The sequence below is a fragment of the Hymenobacter mellowenesis genome (assembly GCF_030581005.1).
GTDB classification, from domain to species: domain Bacteria; phylum Bacteroidota; class Bacteroidia; order Cytophagales; family Hymenobacteraceae; genus Hymenobacter; species Hymenobacter mellowenesis.
In genome coordinates, this window is record NZ_JAUQSX010000005.1 from 258,629 (window position 1) to 275,812 (window position 17,184).

Here is a 17,184-nt window from a genome sequence, read left to right on the forward strand (position 1 = left end):
ATGAAAAATACTGCTAAGATACTGGCGGTGAGCTCCTTATCGGTGCTGGCTGTTAGCTGTGATTCTTTTCTCGACATCAACCAAAACCCGAACAACCCGCTGACGGTAACGGCTGATGCCATCCTGGCTCAGGCCCTGACCACGACGGCTAATACATACTCGATTAACTACAACCCGTATTCAGCTTTCGCCGCCGGGTATGTTGCCAAGTCGGGTACGGTGAACGGCTACGCTCCGGAGCGTACTTATAACTACAACAGCAACTTTAGCCAGACGCTGTTTACCAACACTTTCGACAATATTTACGATTACGACATCATCGAGCGTCAAGGCAAGGCAGCCAACCAGCCTTACCACTCGGCGATTGCCAAAATCATGAAGGTGTATAACTACCAGCTGCTGGTGGACCAGTACGGCGATATCCCGTACTCCAAAGCCCTCGGTGGCTTGGCTAATATCACCCCGGTGTATGACAAAGCCGATGCTATCTACAAAGATTTCATCGTGAAGCTCAACGAAGCCATTGCTGAGATTGATGCCGCTAACAAGCAGACTTCGCCCATTCCGCGTGCGGTAGGTGCTGAAGACGTAGTGTTCCAAGGTACTATGACGAGCTGGGTTCGCTTTGCCAACTCGCTGAAGTTGCGCATTCTGATGCGTCAGTCGAGCCAGCCCACGCTAAGTTCCTATGTAAGCACCGAAATGACGCGTCTGCAGGCTTCCATCGCCAGCGGTACCCCCGGTGCTGCGGGCTTCATCACCACCGACGTGGTTTGCAACCCCGGCTACGTGCAGGCTTCCGGCCAGCAGAACCCGTTCTGGGACCGTTACCGTGCTGATGCCGGTGGCACTTCCTCTACCGAGCGTTATTATACGCTTCCGACCAAGTACCTGCTGGCTCAATTCCTTCTCAACCGCGACCCCCGTGGCTACCGCATCTTCAACACTACTGCTACTGGTTTCACGGGCGGTGCTGAGCTAGGCGAGAGTGCTCCCCTGCCGGGCAACGCTGCAACTCGTTTCCGTGACTTCGGTGGCGTGTTCAAAGGCCCCGATGCTCCGGTGCCGTTGATGCTACGTGCCGAAGACCTATTTAGCCAAGCCGAAGCCCGCGAGCGTGGCTTCTTCACCGGCGGTAGTGCCAAGAACGACTTCAATGCCGGCATCACCGCCTCGTTCAACTACTTCTATACGCCTTCGCCGGCCAACCGTCAGAACGCTACCCGCGACTCGTCGGCATTCGTCGCAGCTAAAGTGACGAAGTACCTCACGGCGGCGGTAAACGTGAACAACGGCCTGGTGAACTGGGACGTGACTACGACCCAGATTCCGGAGGCCAATATCTTCGGTGGTGCTCGTGTAACAGCCGCTACCTACACGGCTCGTCTCACGACTCCCCGTTCGGTAACGAACCAAGAGAAAATTATCTACCAGAAATATCTGGCGATGACGGGTGTGGCCAGCACTGAGGCTTGGGACGATTACCGTCGCACGGGTTACCCCCGCTTCGCGCCGTCTCTTCAGACGACCTCGCCCCGTCCTGACAAACTGCCGACCCGCCTCCTGTATCCGCAGTCGGAGATTACCACGAACCTTGCTAACCTGCCGCAAGGCATCAGCCAGTTCACGACCCTCATTTTCTGGGACCCGAGCTAAGCTAACGTAAGGTGCTTAACGAAAAGAGGCCGGGATTTCCCGGCCTCTTTTTATTTGAGATAGTTCGTTATTAACGCCAAAAAAGCCCATCTGAAATATCAGGCGGGCTTTTTCGGCGTTAATGGCTAATGAATGAGTAAAAGGGCTAGCTCTGCATCAGAAAGCCTTTAATAAATTCGTCTAGGTCGCCGTCCAGCACGTTCTGCACGTCGGTGCGCTCAATGCCGGTGCGGAGGTCCTTGATGAGCTTGTAAGGATGCAGCACGTAGTTGCGAATCTGGGAGCCGAAGTCGATGCGCTTTTTGGTGGCTTCCACTTTGTCGCGTTCGGCGTGGCGCTTGTCCATCTCAATCTGGTAGAGGCGCGATTTGAGCATACGCAGGGCGTGCTCCTTGTTCATGAGCTGGCTGCGCTCAATCTGGACGGCGATGATGATGCCGGAGGGCGCGTGGGTGAGGCGCACGGCCGTTTCCACCTTGTTCACGTTCTGCCCGCCCGCGCCGCCGGCCCGGAAGGTGTCCCAGGAGATGTCGGCGGGGTTGATTTCGATGTTAATGGTGTCGTCAATCACCGGATAGGCAAACACGGACGCAAACGAAGTATGGCGCCGGCCGCTGCTGTCGAACGGCGACATGCGCACCAGCCGGTGCACCCCGATTTCGCTCTTGAGGTAGCCGTAGGCAAAGTCGCCGTCGATTTCGAGCGACGCCGACTTGATGCCCGCGCCTTCGCCGGGCTGGTAGCTGATTTGCTTCACCCCAAAGCCGTGGCTTTCGGCCCACATGATGTACATGCGCATGAGCATTTCGGCCCAGTCCTGGCTTTCGGTGCCGCCGGCGCCGGGGTTAATGTCGATGATGGCTGACAACTGGTCTTCCTCGTCGCTCAGCATGCGCTTGAACTCCAGGGCTTCCACTTTTTGCAAGGTGGCTTCGTAGTCGGTCTGCATCTCCGCCTCGGTCACGTCGCCTTCCTTGTAGAAGTCATAGAGCACCTCGGTGTCGGCCAGCGTTTGCTGCACGGCCTCGAAGTCGTCGGTCCAGGTTTTGATGGGCTTGATTTCGCGCAGGATGGTCTCGGCGGCTTTGGAATCGTCCCAGAAGCCGGGCGCGGTGGTTTTAGCCTCGTAGGCGGCTAGTTGTTCTTTGCGGGCATCGTAGTCAAAGATACCTCCTCAGGGCCTCGGCGCGGCCCTTCAAGTCCTTAATCTGGTCTTGGGTCATGGTGGGGAGAAAATGAAGTGCGCCGGGCGTGAGGCTTTTGATGCGTCGTGGCGGCCGGACAAAAAGATGAAGTGCAAAAGTACCGCTTTCTGAGCCGGCAGTCCTCGCCGGGACGAGGAGAAGTGAAAATTGAAGGGTTGTGGGCCCGAAGGTTGGTTGTTGGGGAAGCAGGGCCGTATAGCAGGCACAGGAGCAGGTATGCATCCTAACTTTGGGTATGACGGTTGAAGATTTAAAGCAGGATTTTGATTCGGCGCGCATCAAGCACGTTCATTTTAAGAGCAAGCTGCGTTCGTATCTATTTGGAAATGGGGGAGAAGAGGGCCCCCTGCGCGACCCGGAGGTTTGCAGCCTTGGCCAGTGGATTGCCAGCCGCCTGCGCGGCCGGGGCGTGTATGCCCACCTGCCCGAGGCGCGACAGTTCGACCGCCAGCACGTGCTCATCCATCAGGAAGCTAACCGGCTGATGGACCTGCACGCTGCCGGCCGGGCGGAAGACGCCAGCGCCGGCTACGGCCCGCTGCAAGTCATTGCCGACGAAATGCAGGCCCTGCTCCAAACCATGGAGGCCAGGATGCGTAGGGAGGCCTGAACCCAGCGCCTGGTCGCATCTGCATGAAAATTACGCTTACCACCAAGCTTTTCGCGGGATTTGTGCTGCTGCTGGCGCTGTTTGCGGTGGTGGTGGTTTTCTATTACCAGCTGGCTGGGCAGGTGCTGCGCAATTCGCACCGGGTAGAAGCGTCGCAGCAGGTATCGAACCGTGCGTCGAATCTGCTGCGCAACATCATCGACATGGAAACCGGCTTTCGGGGCTACCTGCTCATCGGCAACGAGCAAACCCTGGAACCCTATTACGACGGTGAGCGCCACTTGATTGGCCGGTTTGCGGAGCTGCGCGACCTGGTAACCGAATCGGCCGAACAGACCAAGCTCATTGACCAGACGCAGCGGCTGTTTCAGCAATGGAGCGGCTATAGCCACCTGATGGTGGCCGAAAAGCGCGAAGCCCGCCGCCGTATTCCCGGCCAAACCGGCCTGGATGGCATGGCTCACCGCCGCCTCACCGAAGGCCTGAATGGCAAGCAGGTGATGGACAATATCCGGGAGCGACTGGCTGCCTTCGAGAGCCGCGAATCGGAAACGCGCCAACGGCTGCGGCGCGAGTTGGATGAAAGCATTTTGCGGGCCGAGTGGCTGTCGGCGGGGTTGGCCATTGCGGCGCTGGTGCTGGGGCTGCTGTGGGCCATTTACATGGTGCGGGTGTTTGGCCGCCGGCTGCGCAGCATGCTCGATTTGGCCCGGCGCATGGCCGATGGCGACTATTCCAGTCAGATTCTCGACACCGAGCAGGACGAGGTGAGCGAGCTGACGTCGGCCCTGAACGTGATGGCCCGCACGGTGGGCGCCAACATCAGCCAGCTCGAAAACCGCAACCAAGAGCTCGACCAGTTCGCCTACGTGGTGTCGCACGACCTGAAGGCTCCCCTGCGCGGCATCGAAAGCGCGTCGCGCTGGATTGAGGAAGACATGGGCACCGCGCAGCTGCCGCCCAACATCAAGGAGTTTCTGGGCATGATGCGGCAGCGTGTGCACCGCATGGAAAAGCTCATCAGCGGCATTCTGGACCTGGCCCGCATTGGGCGGGTGGCCCAGGCCGACGAAACGGTGTTTGTGCGCACGCTGCTGCGCGAGGTCATCGATACCCTCAACCCACCGCCTGGCTTCAAGGTAGAGTTGCCGTTTTTCCTGCCCACGCTCACCACCAACGCCGTGCAGCTGCAACAGGTGTTCACTAACCTCATCAGCAACGCGCTGAAGTACCACCACCACCCCGAAACCGGCACCGTGCACATCAGTTGCGACGACGCCGGCGACTTCTACCTGTTTTCGGTAGCCGACGACGGTCCCGGCATCGACCCGGAATACCACGAGCGTATTTTCGTCATTTTCCAAACCCTCACCGAGCGCGATACCATCGAGAGTACCGGCGTAGGACTGGCCATTGTGAAGAAAATTGTGGAGCGCCAGGGCGGGCGAATCGGAGTGAAATCGGCGGAGGGTCAGGGGGCTAAGTTCATCTTTACCTGGCCTAAAGTGCCACCCAAAGCCAAAAAAACCGGCCCAACGGTAGCCGCCGCCGCCGGTTCTCCCGTATCAGTCGCTACCTGATGGCCGTGCGCGGCCTTTTTTGCGGGCATATTCCCGCCGTTGATTAGTGTTTAGCTTATGTCCGCCGATTATCCCACGCCCAGCATTTTGCTCGTGGAAGACGACCAGATGGACGTCATGAATGTGCAGCGCGAGTTGCGCCGCCAAAACATCGATGTCCCGCTGATACACGCCCGCAACGGGCGCGATGCGCTTAAAATGCTGCGCGGCGAAGGCGGCGAGCCTAAAATAGCCCGTCCCAGCCTTGTGATGCTCGACATCAATATGCCCCGCATGAACGGGCTTGAGCTGCTCGAAGTGCTGCGTTCCGACCCCGAGTTTGTGGGCCTGAATGTGTTCATCATGACGACCTCCGACCTCGAATCGGACCGCCTGAAAGCACAAGAGCTGGCCGTGAGCGGCTACATTATCAAGCCGCTTAGCTTCGACAAATTCGGTGAAGGCGGCACCAGCGTGGACGGATTCAGTCTTTTCCTGGATTTGCTGAAGCTGAAAAATTAGCTTCTGGTGCATTAAACCGGGTAATTCCTACAGCAGCCGGAACCCCATGCGGTGGTGTGGGGTAGGGCCGTGCATGCGGATGGCGTCGCGGTGTTGCGCTGTGGGGTAACCCGCATTTTGCTCCCAGCCATATTCGGGAAACTCAGCCGCCAGCGCGGTCATGTACTCGTCGCGAAACGTTTTAGCTAGCACCGACGCGGCGGCAATGTGCCGGTACAGGCCGTCGCCCCCGATAACACAGGTGTGTTCGTATCCGGGTAGCGGCCGAAATCGATTGCCGTCTACCAGCAGATATTCGGGCCATATTGCTAGCGCTGCTACGGCCCGGTGCATGGCCAGGTAGCTGGCCTGCGCAATGTTAAGGCTGCTGATTTCGGCTTCCGACGCCTGGCCTACGGCCCAAGCCACGGCTTCGTCGCAAATTTCGGGGCGCAAGGCTTCACGACGTTTAGTGCTGAGCTGCTTGGAATCGTTGAGGAAGCGCGGGCTGAAATCGGGTGGCAGAATGACGGCGGCCGCGAAAACGGGTCCCGCCAAGCAGCCGCGCCCGGCTTCGTCGAGGCCGGCTTCGAGCACAAAACCGGAATAATTAGCAAGCAGCACGGATAAAAATAAAAAGAGCGGTGAGCAAATCAGCCCCAAAGTAAGGGCCTGGTTTGCTCACCGCTCTTTTTTGCGGGTGGCGGCTTAGTGGCGGCCGGCGGTGCTGCCTTCGTCCAAAGGGTCGGTTTCGCCGCGGCGCTGGCCTTGGCTATCGCGCGGGCCTTCGTCAATTTCGGAGTCTTCGTCGGTGGTCACGTATTCGTTCGTGACGGGGCCGAGGCCATTGGTGTTTTGGGCCAGGTCGGCTTCGGCCTGGGCGTGCTTGAGGTTGAAGAGCGGGTCGTGCTCGTCCTGTTTGGAATTCTGGTTGGGCTTCGAATTGGACTGGGCCATGGGAGGGTAGGTACCGGCCGGGATGTGGGCGGCCGGGGCAATGGTGGTACGGCGGCAGCCCGGTTCGGGTTGAAAGCGCGGCCGTGCAGCCCGGCCAAAGCCAACAAAAAAGGCCGTCGCACTTGTGCGACGGCCTTAAAGTGGCGGGTCCGGCTTAGAGGTGTCTACCCCACCTTTTCAGCCAGAGCGCCGCCGCACGAGAGGTCCTTCCTTTCCACATTTCCAGCCCGTGCGGGGGTACTTATGGGTCAAAGATACTAGGTTGGGAGGGGGGAGCGCAATATTTTTTGGATTAACGGCAGCCTTTCGTCGCCCAATGAGAGCTTTGACACGGCGGATGACGCCATCTGGCCGACGATTGGAAGAGCAGGCTGACGCCACCCGCCGTAATTTTACGATTCGCAATAATCGTTTTTTGGCTATGTCGCTATCTTCTGCTCCCGTTTTCGACGAAAACCACAACCCCTGGCAAACCCTCAGTTCGGAGGTTAAATACCACAACCCCTGGATTTCGGTGCGCGAAGACCAGGTGCTGAACCCCGGCGGCGGACGCGGCATCTACGGCGTGGTAAGCATGAAGAATAAGGCGCTGGGCATTATTCCCGTCGATGCCGAGGGCAACACCTGGTTGGTGGGCCAGTACCGCTACACGCTGAACGAATATTGCTGGGAGATTCCAATGGGTGGCGGCCTCATTGAGCTGGATATTCTGGAATCGGCCCAGCGCGAACTGAAGGAAGAAACCGGCCTGCTGGCTGCCCGCTGGACGCGCATTGCCCGCATCCACACCTCTAATTCCGTCACCGACGAGGAAGGCTTCGTTTTTCTGGCCGAAGACCTGACCCAAGGCGACGTTGAACCCGAAGAAACCGAAGACCTGCGCCTCTGGAAGCTGCCGCTGGCCGAAGCCGTGCGCATGTGCATGGACGACCGCATTACGGATGCCATCAGCGTGGCGGGCCTGCTGAAGGCCGAGCGGCTGTTGGCGGCGCGGAAGTAGAACATCACCAATGAACCTCATGCAGCGCGCAGCGAAGCATCTTGCCCGCCACCAGTAATTAATTGGGTGGCGCGGTAAAGATGCTTCGCTGCGCGCTGCATGACGTTTCGCCTACCTTTGCAGCTATGCGCCATCTGCTTCGTTACCTCGGCCAGCGCCTTTACACCACCTGGGCCACGTTCTGGTTTGTGCTGCCGTTTGTGCTCACGTTTCCCGTGCAGTGGTTTTACAGCCGCCGGCCGGGGGGCGAGTACGTGGTGCACGCCATCAACCGTTGGTGGTCGTGGCTATCCATCACCATGTGGGGCGTGCCGGTCGAAGTGGTGCGCGAAACCACCGAGCCCAACCCGCAGCCCTGTGTGTATGTGTCGAACCACGGTTCGTACATCGACATCATGATGCTGTTTAAGTACATACCGGGGTTTTTGAACATGATGGGCAAGGCTTCATTGGCCAAAACGCCGGTATGGGGCCCCATTTTCGGCCGCGTCTACATCACCGTGGACCGTGCCAGCGCCGTAAGCCGGGGCAAAGCCATGGTGCAGGCCCGGCGTAGCCTGGCGGCGGGCAAAAGCATCGCCATTTTTGCTGAAGGTCGAATTTCGCATCTGCCCGGCAAGGAACTGCTGCCGCTGCTGGATGGCGCTTTCCAGATGGCCATCGAGGCCGGCGTGCCCATCGTGCCCGTGGGCCAACCCCTGAACCACATGTTCATGCCCGACGTGAAGGGCAGCCTACGCGTGCGCTACCACCGCCTCAAAATCGTTTTCCACAAGCCCATCCCCACCACCGGACTCACCCTGGCCGATATTCCGGCCCTGAAAGAGCAAGTAGCGGCTCTGCTCACCGGCGATTTCCTGCCCGAAGGCGCCGTGAAACCCGGCCCAAGTACTTGGAAAGACCCCGCCAGCGTTACGCCGGAAGACCATGAGCCCCAGCCGCTCAACTCTTAATTCATAATCCTACATTCATAACTCTATAATGAGCACCGACCTTGGCACCCTGCGCGGCCTGGCCCATTTGGCCCGCCTCGAATTTGACGCCACTCGCGAGCAGCAAATGCTCGGCGACCTGAACAATATCCTCGATTTTGTGGCCCAACTCGAAGGCCTCGACACGACCGGTGTGGAGCCGCTGGTACACCTCTCGCAGGAAGTGAACGTGCTGCGCGACGACGAAGCCCGCAACACCGTGAGCCACGCCGAGGGCCTGCGCAACGCCCCGCGCAAGGATTCGGACTACTTCCGGGTGCCCAAAGTGCTGGAATAGTTGAATCCGAAACAAGTTTCGACGCGCGCTTGGCGGCCCAGCTGGCTGGGGCTCCTGGCCACGCTGGCCGTGGGGCTGGCCATTTTTTATTACTTCACCGGTCCCGACAGCACCCTGCCCATGCAGTTGGTGCCGCACCTGGAGGCCGTGCCGCTCACGTTGGAGCGGGTGGCCGCCGGGCCGGTGAGCGTGCCCGTGCAGGCCAGCGGCTTCATTGTGAGTTTGACCCATGATGTGGTGGGGCCGTTTACGCAGCCGGTGGCGGCGGCATTGTTTCTGGTGCTGCTGGCGATGGCGCTGGTGGGCTGGGTGGCCGTGGCCAGCACGCTGGCCCGGCCCGCTTTTGTAGCGGGCATGATTCCGGTCATTTTCCTGCTGCTTTCGCTCAATACCGAGTCGCTGGGCATTTTCAATACCTCGGAGCGGTATTTCCTGTACCTGATGCTGGGCCTGGTGGGCGGCGGCGCCTACGGCCTGCACGCCTTTGCCGAAGACTGGCCTTTGCGCCGCCGCGTGCTGTTGCTGGGCGCCGTGGTGGCGGGCCTGGCCGGCTTGTTGTACGCCCAAAGCCAGCTTTCGGCGGTCGAAACCACGCTGCAATTGGCTGCCTATGCCACCACGGGCGGGGCGGTGCTGGTGGCGCTGCTGGTGCTGTGGGTAGGGGTGGAGAACATTCGGGCGCTGCTTTGGCTGAATGGACAGGCCGAACAACCGGCCAGCCGCTTCGGGCTGGGGCCGTTTGTGGCCGCCAGCCTGCTCTATCTGGGCATGCTGCTGCTGTATGTATGGAATGATGGCTTGCAGTTGCTGCCCGGGCTGAATTTTGACCCGCTGGTATTGCTGTTGCCGGCGGTGCTGGCCGGTGGGCTGGGCCTGCGCCTGCGGGCGCCCAGCTACGCCGGTTCGGTGCCGTATGCCTATGCTGCGGTGCTCTACCCGTTGGTGGTGACGGGCGCCGCTGCCGTGCTGGCCTACGCTTTCGCCACCGATAATACGCCGTTGCTAGCGGCGGCACGCAGCTTCACGGGGCTGGCTTTGCTGCTGGTAGGCGGGGCGTTTTGGCTGTATGTGCTCATCAACTTTATGCCCCTCATTCAGCAGCGGCTGCGGGTGTACCGGGTAGCGTTTGAGCCGCGCCGGCTGCCGCTCTACACGGTGTACGTGCTGGCGATAGGAGGCATTATTATCATTCAGTCGCGCCGCAGCTTCCCGCTGCCCGACCAAGTGCAGGCCGGCCAGTACAACAACCTCGGCGACCTGGCCCGCCAGCAGAGCGAAGCCGCGCCCGACGACCTCGGCCTGGCCGCGCTGGCCGAGCGCTACTACGCCGAAAGCGGCGACGTGCTCTACCGCGCCAACCTGCACGCCCAGTTTGGCCGGGCCGCCCTTTACCGTTTCCGGCAGCAGCGCGGCAACGAGCTGGTGGCCCTGAACCGTGCCCTGCTGCGCGGCCCCAGCGAAAAAGTGGCCGTGCGCCTCGGCGCGCTCTATACCCAGCCCGACGACTTGTTTGAAGGACTGGACATTCTGCGGCGCGGCCTGAAAGCGCAGCCTGGCAGTGCGGCCTTGGCCGGCGACCTGGCCCAGCTATTCACCAAGACGTCGATAACCGACTCGGTAGGCTACTACCTGGACCAAGCCGAGCGCCTGAATCCCGGCAGCTACGCCAGCCGCACCAACCAGCTGGGCTTCCTCCTCAGCCAGAACCTGTACGCAGAAGCCCGCAAGCAGCCCACCGGCAGCAACCCCGCTACCGAGCCCGCGCTCACGGCCAACCAGTTGCTCCTGGGTCTGCTCACCAAAGCGACGAAAACGGAAGCGCCCGCGACGCCACGGGTGCTAGATGATGCCACCTTCGCCGCTCTCTACCACGCTGTGCTGATGGACGTGAAAGCCAACAACGTGGCTGGCCTAAAGCAGCACCTGCAGCCGTTAGCTACCCTGGCTAAAGCCGAAGTGAATGCCCCGTATTACGAGCAACTGCTGTTTCTGCAGGCGTATGCGCGCCATGGGCTGGGGCAGGAGATGACGGCCCGGCAGCAGCTATTGCCGCTGGCCACGGGTACCTCGGGCACTGCCGCTTACTACCAGATGCTGCTGGGCTTGTGGCAATTGCAGCAGGGCCAGTACGCCACTGCCGCCGACCAGCTGGCCTTTGCCGCGGCCCACGGCGCGACGCAGGCCGGCGCGGCGCGGGCCTACGCGCTGGCCCTGGCCGGAAGAACCGATTCGGCGCAGGCCCAGGCGGCGCGCCTGGCGGCTTCGCCCGATACGAGCTTGCAACGGCTGGGCCGCCGGGCGCAGACGCAGCTGGCCGCCTCGTCGTTTCGGCCGGAAGCAGGCAACGCGGCGCGGGTGGGCCAGTCGTGGCTAACCCAAGCCCGGCAGGCTGAGCAGGCCAACCGCCCGAAAGATGCCGACAAGCTTTACCAACGCATCGTGCGCGAGGCGCCATTCAACGAGGAGGCTGTTTTGGCGGCGGGGCGCTTCTACGCTCAGCGGCGCAACCCCACGGGCGCTTACGGTGCCCTTCGGGCAGGTCTGGACGAAAACCCGGAGTCGTTGCCGCTGTTGAAGGCCTACGTGCTGGCGGCGGCCGACGCTGGCCTCACCGAATACGCCGGTGAAGCGCTGGGCCGGTTGCAACAGCAGTTGCCACCGGCCACTTATGTTACTTTAGCAGCCGAATACGCCAGGCACCGGGCTGCCCGGGTCGCGGTGTCTGATTCCTTTTCCGTCGCCCCGGCGGCCGTTCCTTTTCTGCAATAAGTTCTCTGTGCCATGAATTCCAACGTCATCGAAACCACGGACATCGCCAAAAATTACGTGATGGGCGCCGAGGTCATCCACGCCCTGCGCTCGGTCAGCATCCAGATTCCACGGGGCGAGTACGTGGCGTTTATGGGGCCGTCGGGCTCGGGCAAATCCACGCTGATGAACATCGTGGGCTGCCTCGATACCCCTTCAAAAGGGCAGTACATCCTCAACGGGCAGGACGTGAGCCGCATGAGCGACAACCAGCTTGCCGAGGTGCGCAACAAGGAAATCGGCTTCGTGTTCCAGAGCTTCAACCTGCTGCCCCGTGCCTCGGCCCTCGACAACGTGGCCTTGCCGCTCATTTACGCCGGCCTGAGCAAGCGCGAGCGCAACGAGCGGGCCTTGGAATCGCTCCGCTCCGTGGGCTTGGCCGACCGCGCCTCGCACCGCCCCAACGAGCTATCGGGCGGGCAGCGCCAGCGCGTGGCCATTGCCCGCGCCCTCGTCAACAACCCCAGCGTGCTGCTGGCCGACGAACCCACCGGCGCCCTCGACTCGAAAACCAGCCACGAAATCATGGATTTGTTTGAGGCGCTGTATTCGAAGGGCAACACCATCATCATGGTGACGCACGAGGAAGACATTGCCCGCTACGCCCACCGCATTGTGCGCCTGCGCGACGGGTTGATTGAGACGGACGAGGTAAACCACGACATCACGACCCACGCGGCGGCGGGGCACTAGGGGCCCGAACTGAAAAAGAACGTCATGCAGAGCGCAGCGAAGCATCTCGCGTGCAGCCACTGATTCTTTTCACTGATTGAATTACTACCACACGCGAGATGCTTCGCTGCGCTCTGCATGACGTTTAAGGAATAATTCATTTATGAAAATCTACACCAAAACCGGCGATAAAGGCCTCACTTCGCTCATCGGCGGCACCCGCGTGCCCAAGAGCAGCCTACGCATCGAGTGCTACGGCACCGTGGACGAGCTGAACGCCCACATCGGCCTCGTGCGCGACCAAGGGGTGAACACCGCCCGCCGGCCCTTGCTCAAGGAAATTCAGGACCGGCTGTTCACCATCGGCTCGGCTCTGGCGGCCGACCCGGAGAAATCGAAGATGAAGCTGCCCGACCTGCACGCCGCCGACGTGACGCTGCTGGAAGAAGAAATGGACCGCCTCAACCTCGATTTGCCCGAGTTGCGCGCCTTCATTCTGCCGGGCGGGCACCCGGCCGTGAGTCACGCGCATGTGGCCCGCTGCGTGTGCCGCCGCGCCGAGCGGCTGGCCATTCATCTGGGCGAAGAATCGTTCGTGGCCGAATTAGTGGTGGTGTATCTGAACCGCCTGTCCGATTTTCTGTTTGTGCTGAGCCGGGCCATGGCCCACGAGCTGGGCGTGGAAGAAGTGACCTGGCAGGCACGACTTTGATACAAATAGAGCTTCATGGAACGTCATGCAGACCGTAGCGCAGCATTTTTACCTCGATACAATTCCTTTTTCAAGGTTGATTTACTCCTGAGGTAAAGATGCTGCGCTACGCTCTGCATGACGTTCTGCTCACTCAAGCATCTTTCCGACCTGCCGCGCCGTTCTTAGTACGCCTCTCCATCCTCCCCAAATCCCACCCACTCCCCGTTTCCTGAAAATCAAGCTCATGATTGACATTCTTCCCATTCGCACCCAGACGACCACGGCCTCGCGCCTGGCTTCGGTGAACCTCTCGCAACTCGAATTTGGTAAAGTCTTTTCCGACCACATGCTGGTGGTGGACTACCGCGATGGCGAGTGGCAGGAGCCCGAGATAGTGCCCTACGGTGACATGGCCGTGAGTCCGGCCAACTCGGCCCTGCACTACGGCCAGGCCATTTTTGAGGGCATGAAGGCCTACCACCAGCACGACGGCGGCGTGGCCCTGTTTCGCCCCCTCGACAACTGGGCGCGCCTCAACGCCTCGGCCGAGCGCATGTGCATGCCCACCGTGCCGGAGGAGCTGTTCATGCAGGGCCTGCGCGAATTGCTGAAGCTGGACGCTGCCTGGGTACCGTCGGACGAGGGCTCGTCGCTCTACATCCGGCCCTTCATGTTCGGCACCGATGGCCTGCTGGGCGTGCGCCCTTCGGATACCTACCGCTTTATGATTATCACCTGCCCGGTGGGCCTGTACTTCAGCAAGCCGCTGCGCGTGCGCTTCGAGCAGAAGTACGTGCGCTCGGCCGAGGGCGGCGCGGGCTACGCCAAGAACGCCGGCAACTACGGCGCTGCCATGTACCCCACCAAAGTGGCCCAGAACGAAGGCTACAACCAGCTCATCTGGACCGATGCCTCGCAGCACCAGTACGTGGAGGAATCGGGCACGATGAACGCCATTTTCGTCATCGATGGCAAGGTGGTGACGCCGGCGCTGAGCACCAGCATCCTCGACGGCATCACGCGCCGCAGCGTGCTGGCGCTGGCCCGCGACATGGGCCTGCCCGTGGAAGAGCGCAAAGTGGGCAGCCGCGAAGTGATGGACGCCCTGGCCGCCGGCAAGCTTCAGGAAGCCTTTGGCGTGGGCACGGCCGCTACCATTGCGCCCATTGCCACCATCGGCTACGAAGGCCACGACTACGACCTGCCCGCCACGGATGCAAAAGCCTTCTCGAAGCGCGTGAGCGCGGCGCTGGATGCCATTCGCACCGGTGCCGGCGCCGACCCGCATAACTGGATGGTGCGCGTGTAATGTAGCGTGGACTCTGCGAGTCCGCGCGGTTTTGAACGACTTAGGCGCGGACTCGCAGAGTCCACGCTACAAGAAAAGCCGCTTCGCTATGGAGCGGCTTTTCTTTTTTGCCCCACCTTTGCAGCACAATCCCACCAACCCGCCAATCCATTTCTCCGCCTCATGACCGTTTCCCTGAAAACCGTTACCCTCAACGACACGCACCGCGCGCTGGGTGCCAAAATGGTGCCTTTTGCTGGCTACGACATGCCGGTGCGCTATTCGTCCGACCTCGATGAGCACCACACGGTGCGCCGCGCGGTGGGCATTTTCGACGTGTCGCACATGGGTGAGTTCCGGCTGCGCGGCCCGCAGGCCCTCGACCTCATTCAGCGCGTGACCAGCAACGACGCCAGCAAGCTCACCGACGGCAAAGCGCAGTACTCGTGCCTGCCCAACCACGACGGCGGCATCGTGGACGACCTGCTGGTGTACAAGCTGGCCGATGAAGATTACCTGTTGGTGGTCAATGCGTCCAACATCGAAAAAGACTGGAACTGGATTCAGCACCACAACACGCAGGGCGTGGAAATGGAGGATATCTCGGACCGCACCAGCCTGTTCGCCGTGCAAGGCCCGAAGGCGCAGGCGGCCTTGCAGTCGCTGACCGACGTGGACTTGAGCAGCATTCCGTACTACTCCTTCGTGCAGGGCACCTTCGCCGGTGCGCCCGACGTCATTATTTCGGCCACCGGCTACACCGGCGCGGGCGGTTTCGAGCTGTACATTCCGAACGAAAGCGCGGCCATGGTGTGGGAGAAAATCATGCTGGCCGGCCAGCCCTACGGCATCAAGCCCATCGGCTTGGGCGCGCGCGACACGCTCCGCCTCGAAATGGGCTACTGTCTCTACGGCAACGACATCGACGACACGACTTCGCCCCTGGAAGCCGGCCTGGGCTGGATTACCAAGTTCACCAAGGAATTCACCAACTCCGAAAACCTGAAAAAGCAGAAGGAAGTCGGCGTGCAGAAAAAGCTGGTGGGCTTCGTGATGGACGGCTCCGGCATCCCGCGCGGCCACTACGAGCTGGTGGATGCCGAAGGCCAGAAAATCGGCGACGTGACCAGCGGCACGCAGTCGCCCTCGCTCAGCAAAGGCATCGGCCTAGGCTACGTGAAGACGGAATTTGCCGCCCCCGGCACCCCCATCTTCGTGCAGATTCGCGGCAAGAACCTGCCCGCCACCGTGAGCAAGCTGCCGCTGACTAAGGGCACGGAGGAGTAGAACTGTAGCGCGGACTTTGTAGTCCGCGTCCCCGTGCCATATCAACGATTGCCGTTCTGCCACGCGGACTACAAAGTCCGCGCTACATTTTATGCCCAAAGTAGACATCTGCTTCTCCCCGGAGCTATTGCCGCTGTATGACCTGCGCGGCAAAATTGCCGTCATCGTAGATATTCTGCGGGCGTCGAGCACCATTGTCACGGCCATGGGCGAGGGCGTGACGCACGTTTTCCCGGTGGCTTCCCTGGACGAGTGTACCGCCTACGGCCAGCAGCACGGCTGCCTCACCGCCGCCGAGCGCGACGGCGTGCCCGCGCCCGGCTTCGACTTGGGCAACTCGCCCTTCGGCTTTCTGGATGCGGCGCGGCCGGTGCGCGGTCGGGCTCTCACCATCAGCACGACCAACGGCACGGCGGCCCTGCGCCGCTCCCTGGCGGCGGAGGCCGTGGTGGTGGGCGCTTTCCTCAATCTGGAAGCGGTGGCGGCATTTGCCCGCGCGCAGCAGCGCGACGTGCTGGTGGTGTGCGCCGGCTGGAAAGGTCAGTTCTGCCTCGAAGACACTGTTTTCGGCGGTGCATTGGCCGAACGACTGGCGCCGGAGTTCGATGTGCGCAGTTCCGATGCTACGCTGGCGGCGCTGCATCTGTGGCAGCAGGGGAAATCGGATTTATCGGCGTATCTGCTGCAATCGGCGCACGTGCGCCGGCTCAACTCGCTGGAAGCCAGTAAGGATTTCGAATTCTGTTTGCGAATGGATGCTTACGCCGAGGTGTTGCCCATGTGGCGCGAGGACCGGCTGGTTTTAGGGTAACAATTAGAAGGAACGTCATGCTTCGGCTCCGCTCAGCATGACGTTCTTTTCTTGCCTCAACCAACTACTTCAGCTTCTCGTTATTCTTGTGGCGCTGGCTGTCGCGCTGAGTTTTCTTGGCCAGGTTGCGGGCCACGGCCTCGGTGAGGTTGATGCCGGTTTGGTTGGCGAGGCAGATGACGACGAACAGCACATCGGCCAACTCGTCCCCCAGGTCCTTGCCTTTGTCAGATTCCTTGAAAGACTGCTCGCCGTACTGCCGGGAAATGAGGCGCGCTACTTCGCCCACCTCTTCGGTGAGGATGGCCATATTGGTGAGCTCGCTGAAATAGCGCACGCCGTTGGTTTTAATCCAGTTGTCAACGGTTTGCTGGGCTTCTTCGATGGTCATAAAAAGGGGCGTGAAGGGCGAATATTAAGCCGGCGAATCGAGCACGATGGTGACCGGGCCGTCATTGACCAGGCTCACCTGCATGTCGGCTCCGAAGACGCCGGTGGGCACGGGCTGGCCCAACTCGGCCGCCACCATCGCCACAAATTGCTCATAGAGCGGCTCGGCTACGGGCGGCGGAGCGGCCCCAATGTAGCTGGGGCGGTTGCCCTTGCGCGCGTCAGCCAGCAGCGTGAACTGGCTCACCACCAGCACCTGGCCGCCCACGTCCTGTACGCTACGGTTCATCTGGCCGTTTTCATCGCCGAAAATGCGCAGCTGCACTAGCTTGCGGCACATCCAGGCCAGGGCCGTGGTGGTATCGGTAGGGGCGAAGCCGGCGAGCACCAGCAGGCCAGGGCCAATCTGGCCGGTGACCTGGTCATCGACGGTGACCTGGGCGCTGCGGACGCGCTGAATGACGAGACGCATGAAGA

At 61.0% G+C, this 17,184-nt stretch carries 18 protein-coding genes; 13 read left to right on the forward strand and 5 right to left on the reverse strand.

The genetic code is table 11. The features are described 5' to 3' along the window. The gene (locus tag Q5H92_RS11735; protein ID WP_305011717.1) at positions 1-1,656 is read left to right on the forward strand and encodes a SusD/RagB family nutrient-binding outer membrane lipoprotein; all 1,656 of its coding nucleotides are present in this window, start codon (positions 1-3) and stop codon (positions 1,654-1,656) included. Between the two features lie 145 nt (positions 1,657-1,801). Here Q5H92_RS11735 and prfB read toward each other — a convergent pair. Continuing rightward, positions 1,802-2,879 (reverse strand): peptide chain release factor 2 gene (gene prfB / locus Q5H92_RS11740; protein ID WP_305011718.1). Its coding sequence is split into 2 segments (ribosomal slippage): positions 1,802-2,818 and positions 2,820-2,879, totalling 1,077 coding nucleotides; the frame shifts between segments, so codons are not numbered across the junction. A 217-nt stretch (positions 2,880-3,096) separates the two neighbouring features. On the opposite strand from prfB, the gene Q5H92_RS11745 reads away from it, so the two are divergent. The 3 genes from Q5H92_RS11745 to Q5H92_RS11755 are packed head-to-tail and all read left to right on the forward strand — an operon-like array spanning position 3,097 to position 5,552. After that, a complete protein-coding gene (locus Q5H92_RS11745) occupies positions 3,097-3,471 on the forward strand; it encodes a CZB domain-containing protein (RefSeq protein WP_305011719.1) in 375 nt (124 codons plus the stop codon). Between the two features lie 23 nt (positions 3,472-3,494). Further along, positions 3,495-5,051, forward strand: coding sequence for a sensor histidine kinase (locus Q5H92_RS11750; protein ID WP_305011720.1), 1,557 nt, complete (start codon positions 3,495-3,497; stop codon positions 5,049-5,051). A 57-nt stretch (positions 5,052-5,108) separates the two neighbouring features. Further along, positions 5,109-5,552, forward strand: coding sequence for a response regulator (locus tag Q5H92_RS11755; RefSeq protein ID WP_305011721.1), 444 nt, complete (start codon positions 5,109-5,111; stop codon positions 5,550-5,552). Positions 5,553-5,579: 27 nt separating this feature from the next. Here the strand turns inward: Q5H92_RS11755 and rnhB are convergent, their stop codons facing one another. Both rnhB and Q5H92_RS11765 read right to left on the reverse strand, forming a co-directional pair. Then, positions 5,580-6,155, reverse strand: coding sequence for a ribonuclease HII (rnhB, locus tag Q5H92_RS11760; RefSeq protein WP_305011722.1), 576 nt, complete (start codon positions 6,153-6,155; stop codon positions 5,580-5,582). Between the two features lie 84 nt (positions 6,156-6,239). After that, positions 6,240-6,488, reverse strand: a complete 249-nt coding sequence (locus Q5H92_RS11765) for a hypothetical protein (protein ID WP_305011723.1) — start codon at positions 6,486-6,488, stop codon at positions 6,240-6,242. A gap of 421 nt (positions 6,489-6,909) precedes the next feature. Here Q5H92_RS11765 and Q5H92_RS11770 point away from each other — a divergent pair, with 421 nt between their 5' ends. The 9 genes from Q5H92_RS11770 (at position 6,910) to Q5H92_RS11810 (ending at position 16,317) form a co-directional block, all read left to right on the forward strand. Next, on the forward strand, positions 6,910-7,488 hold the full coding sequence (locus Q5H92_RS11770; RefSeq protein WP_305011724.1) for an NUDIX domain-containing protein: 579 nt from the start codon (positions 6,910-6,912) through the stop codon (positions 7,486-7,488). Between the two features lie 125 nt (positions 7,489-7,613). Next, positions 7,614-8,441 carry a lysophospholipid acyltransferase family protein gene (locus Q5H92_RS11775; protein ID WP_305011725.1) on the forward strand — a complete coding sequence of 276 codons (828 nt, stop codon included), beginning with the start codon at positions 7,614-7,616 and terminating at the stop codon, positions 8,439-8,441. 28 nt (positions 8,442-8,469) lie between these two features. Continuing rightward, a complete protein-coding gene (gene gatC / locus Q5H92_RS11780) occupies positions 8,470-8,757 on the forward strand; it encodes an Asp-tRNA(Asn)/Glu-tRNA(Gln) amidotransferase subunit GatC (RefSeq protein ID WP_243514612.1) in 288 nt (95 codons plus the stop codon). Continuing rightward, positions 8,758-11,526: a tetratricopeptide repeat protein gene (locus tag Q5H92_RS11785; protein WP_305011726.1), complete on the forward strand. Its 2,769-nt coding sequence runs from the start codon at positions 8,758-8,760 to the stop codon at positions 11,524-11,526. 12 nt (positions 11,527-11,538) lie between these two features. Beyond that, a complete protein-coding gene (locus tag Q5H92_RS11790; RefSeq protein WP_305011727.1) occupies positions 11,539-12,258 on the forward strand; it encodes an ABC transporter ATP-binding protein in 720 nt (239 codons plus the stop codon). 142 nt (positions 12,259-12,400) lie between these two features. Continuing rightward, the gene (locus Q5H92_RS11795) at positions 12,401-12,949 is read left to right on the forward strand and encodes a cob(I)yrinic acid a,c-diamide adenosyltransferase (RefSeq protein ID WP_305011728.1); all 549 of its coding nucleotides are present in this window, start codon (positions 12,401-12,403) and stop codon (positions 12,947-12,949) included. A gap of 226 nt (positions 12,950-13,175) precedes the next feature. Continuing rightward, entirely contained in the window at positions 13,176-14,240 is a 1,065-nt protein-coding gene (locus tag Q5H92_RS11800; protein ID WP_305011729.1) for a branched-chain amino acid aminotransferase, read from the forward strand. Positions 14,241-14,402: 162 nt separating this feature from the next. Next, positions 14,403-15,506, forward strand: coding sequence for a glycine cleavage system aminomethyltransferase GcvT (gene gcvT, locus Q5H92_RS11805; protein WP_305011730.1), 1,104 nt, complete (start codon positions 14,403-14,405; stop codon positions 15,504-15,506). A 91-nt stretch (positions 15,507-15,597) separates the two neighbouring features. Further along, entirely contained in the window at positions 15,598-16,317 is a 720-nt protein-coding gene (locus tag Q5H92_RS11810) for a 2-phosphosulfolactate phosphatase (RefSeq protein WP_305011731.1), read from the forward strand. Positions 16,318-16,381: 64 nt separating this feature from the next. Here the strand turns inward: Q5H92_RS11810 and Q5H92_RS11815 are convergent, their stop codons facing one another. Together Q5H92_RS11815 and dtd are read right to left on the reverse strand one after the other, a co-directional pair. Then, complete coding sequence (locus tag Q5H92_RS11815; protein ID WP_305011732.1) at positions 16,382-16,708, reverse strand: nucleotide pyrophosphohydrolase; 327 nt, start codon at positions 16,706-16,708, stop codon at positions 16,382-16,384. A 24-nt stretch (positions 16,709-16,732) separates the two neighbouring features. Beyond that, positions 16,733-17,179 (reverse strand): D-aminoacyl-tRNA deacylase, encoded by a 447-nt coding sequence (dtd, locus tag Q5H92_RS11820; RefSeq protein WP_305011733.1) that lies wholly within the window; start codon positions 17,177-17,179, stop codon positions 16,733-16,735. Positions 17,180-17,184: the final 5 nt, after the last annotated feature.

What these genes read in the sequence shown, in the direction of transcription:
- Q5H92_RS11735 (WP_305011717.1), top strand. Translation starts at nt 1, where the DNA reads ATGAAAAATACTGCTAAGATACTGGCGGTGAGCTCCTTATCGGTGCTG.
- Q5H92_RS11745 (WP_305011719.1), top strand. Translation starts at nt 3,097, where the DNA reads ATGACGGTTGAAGATTTAAAGCAGGATTTTGATTCGGCGCGCATCAAG.
- Q5H92_RS11750 (WP_305011720.1), top strand. Translation starts at nt 3,495, where the DNA reads ATGAAAATTACGCTTACCACCAAGCTTTTCGCGGGATTTGTGCTGCTG.
- Q5H92_RS11755 (WP_305011721.1), top strand. Translation starts at nt 5,109, where the DNA reads ATGTCCGCCGATTATCCCACGCCCAGCATTTTGCTCGTGGAAGACGAC.
- Q5H92_RS11765 (WP_305011723.1), bottom strand. Translation starts at nt 6,488, where the DNA reads ATGGCCCAGTCCAATTCGAAGCCCAACCAGAATTCCAAACAGGACGAG.
- Q5H92_RS11770 (WP_305011724.1), top strand. Translation starts at nt 6,910, where the DNA reads ATGTCGCTATCTTCTGCTCCCGTTTTCGACGAAAACCACAACCCCTGG.
- Q5H92_RS11775 (WP_305011725.1), top strand. Translation starts at nt 7,614, where the DNA reads ATGCGCCATCTGCTTCGTTACCTCGGCCAGCGCCTTTACACCACCTGG.
- gatC (WP_243514612.1), top strand. Translation starts at nt 8,470, where the DNA reads ATGAGCACCGACCTTGGCACCCTGCGCGGCCTGGCCCATTTGGCCCGC.
- Q5H92_RS11790 (WP_305011727.1), top strand. Translation starts at nt 11,539, where the DNA reads ATGAATTCCAACGTCATCGAAACCACGGACATCGCCAAAAATTACGTG.
- Q5H92_RS11795 (WP_305011728.1), top strand. Translation starts at nt 12,401, where the DNA reads ATGAAAATCTACACCAAAACCGGCGATAAAGGCCTCACTTCGCTCATC.
- Q5H92_RS11800 (WP_305011729.1), top strand. Translation starts at nt 13,176, where the DNA reads ATGATTGACATTCTTCCCATTCGCACCCAGACGACCACGGCCTCGCGC.
- gcvT (WP_305011730.1), top strand. Translation starts at nt 14,403, where the DNA reads ATGACCGTTTCCCTGAAAACCGTTACCCTCAACGACACGCACCGCGCG.
- Q5H92_RS11810 (WP_305011731.1), top strand. Translation starts at nt 15,598, where the DNA reads ATGCCCAAAGTAGACATCTGCTTCTCCCCGGAGCTATTGCCGCTGTAT.
- Q5H92_RS11815 (WP_305011732.1), bottom strand. Translation starts at nt 16,708, where the DNA reads ATGACCATCGAAGAAGCCCAGCAAACCGTTGACAACTGGATTAAAACC.
- dtd (WP_305011733.1), bottom strand. Translation starts at nt 17,179, where the DNA reads ATGCGTCTCGTCATTCAGCGCGTCCGCAGCGCCCAGGTCACCGTCGAT.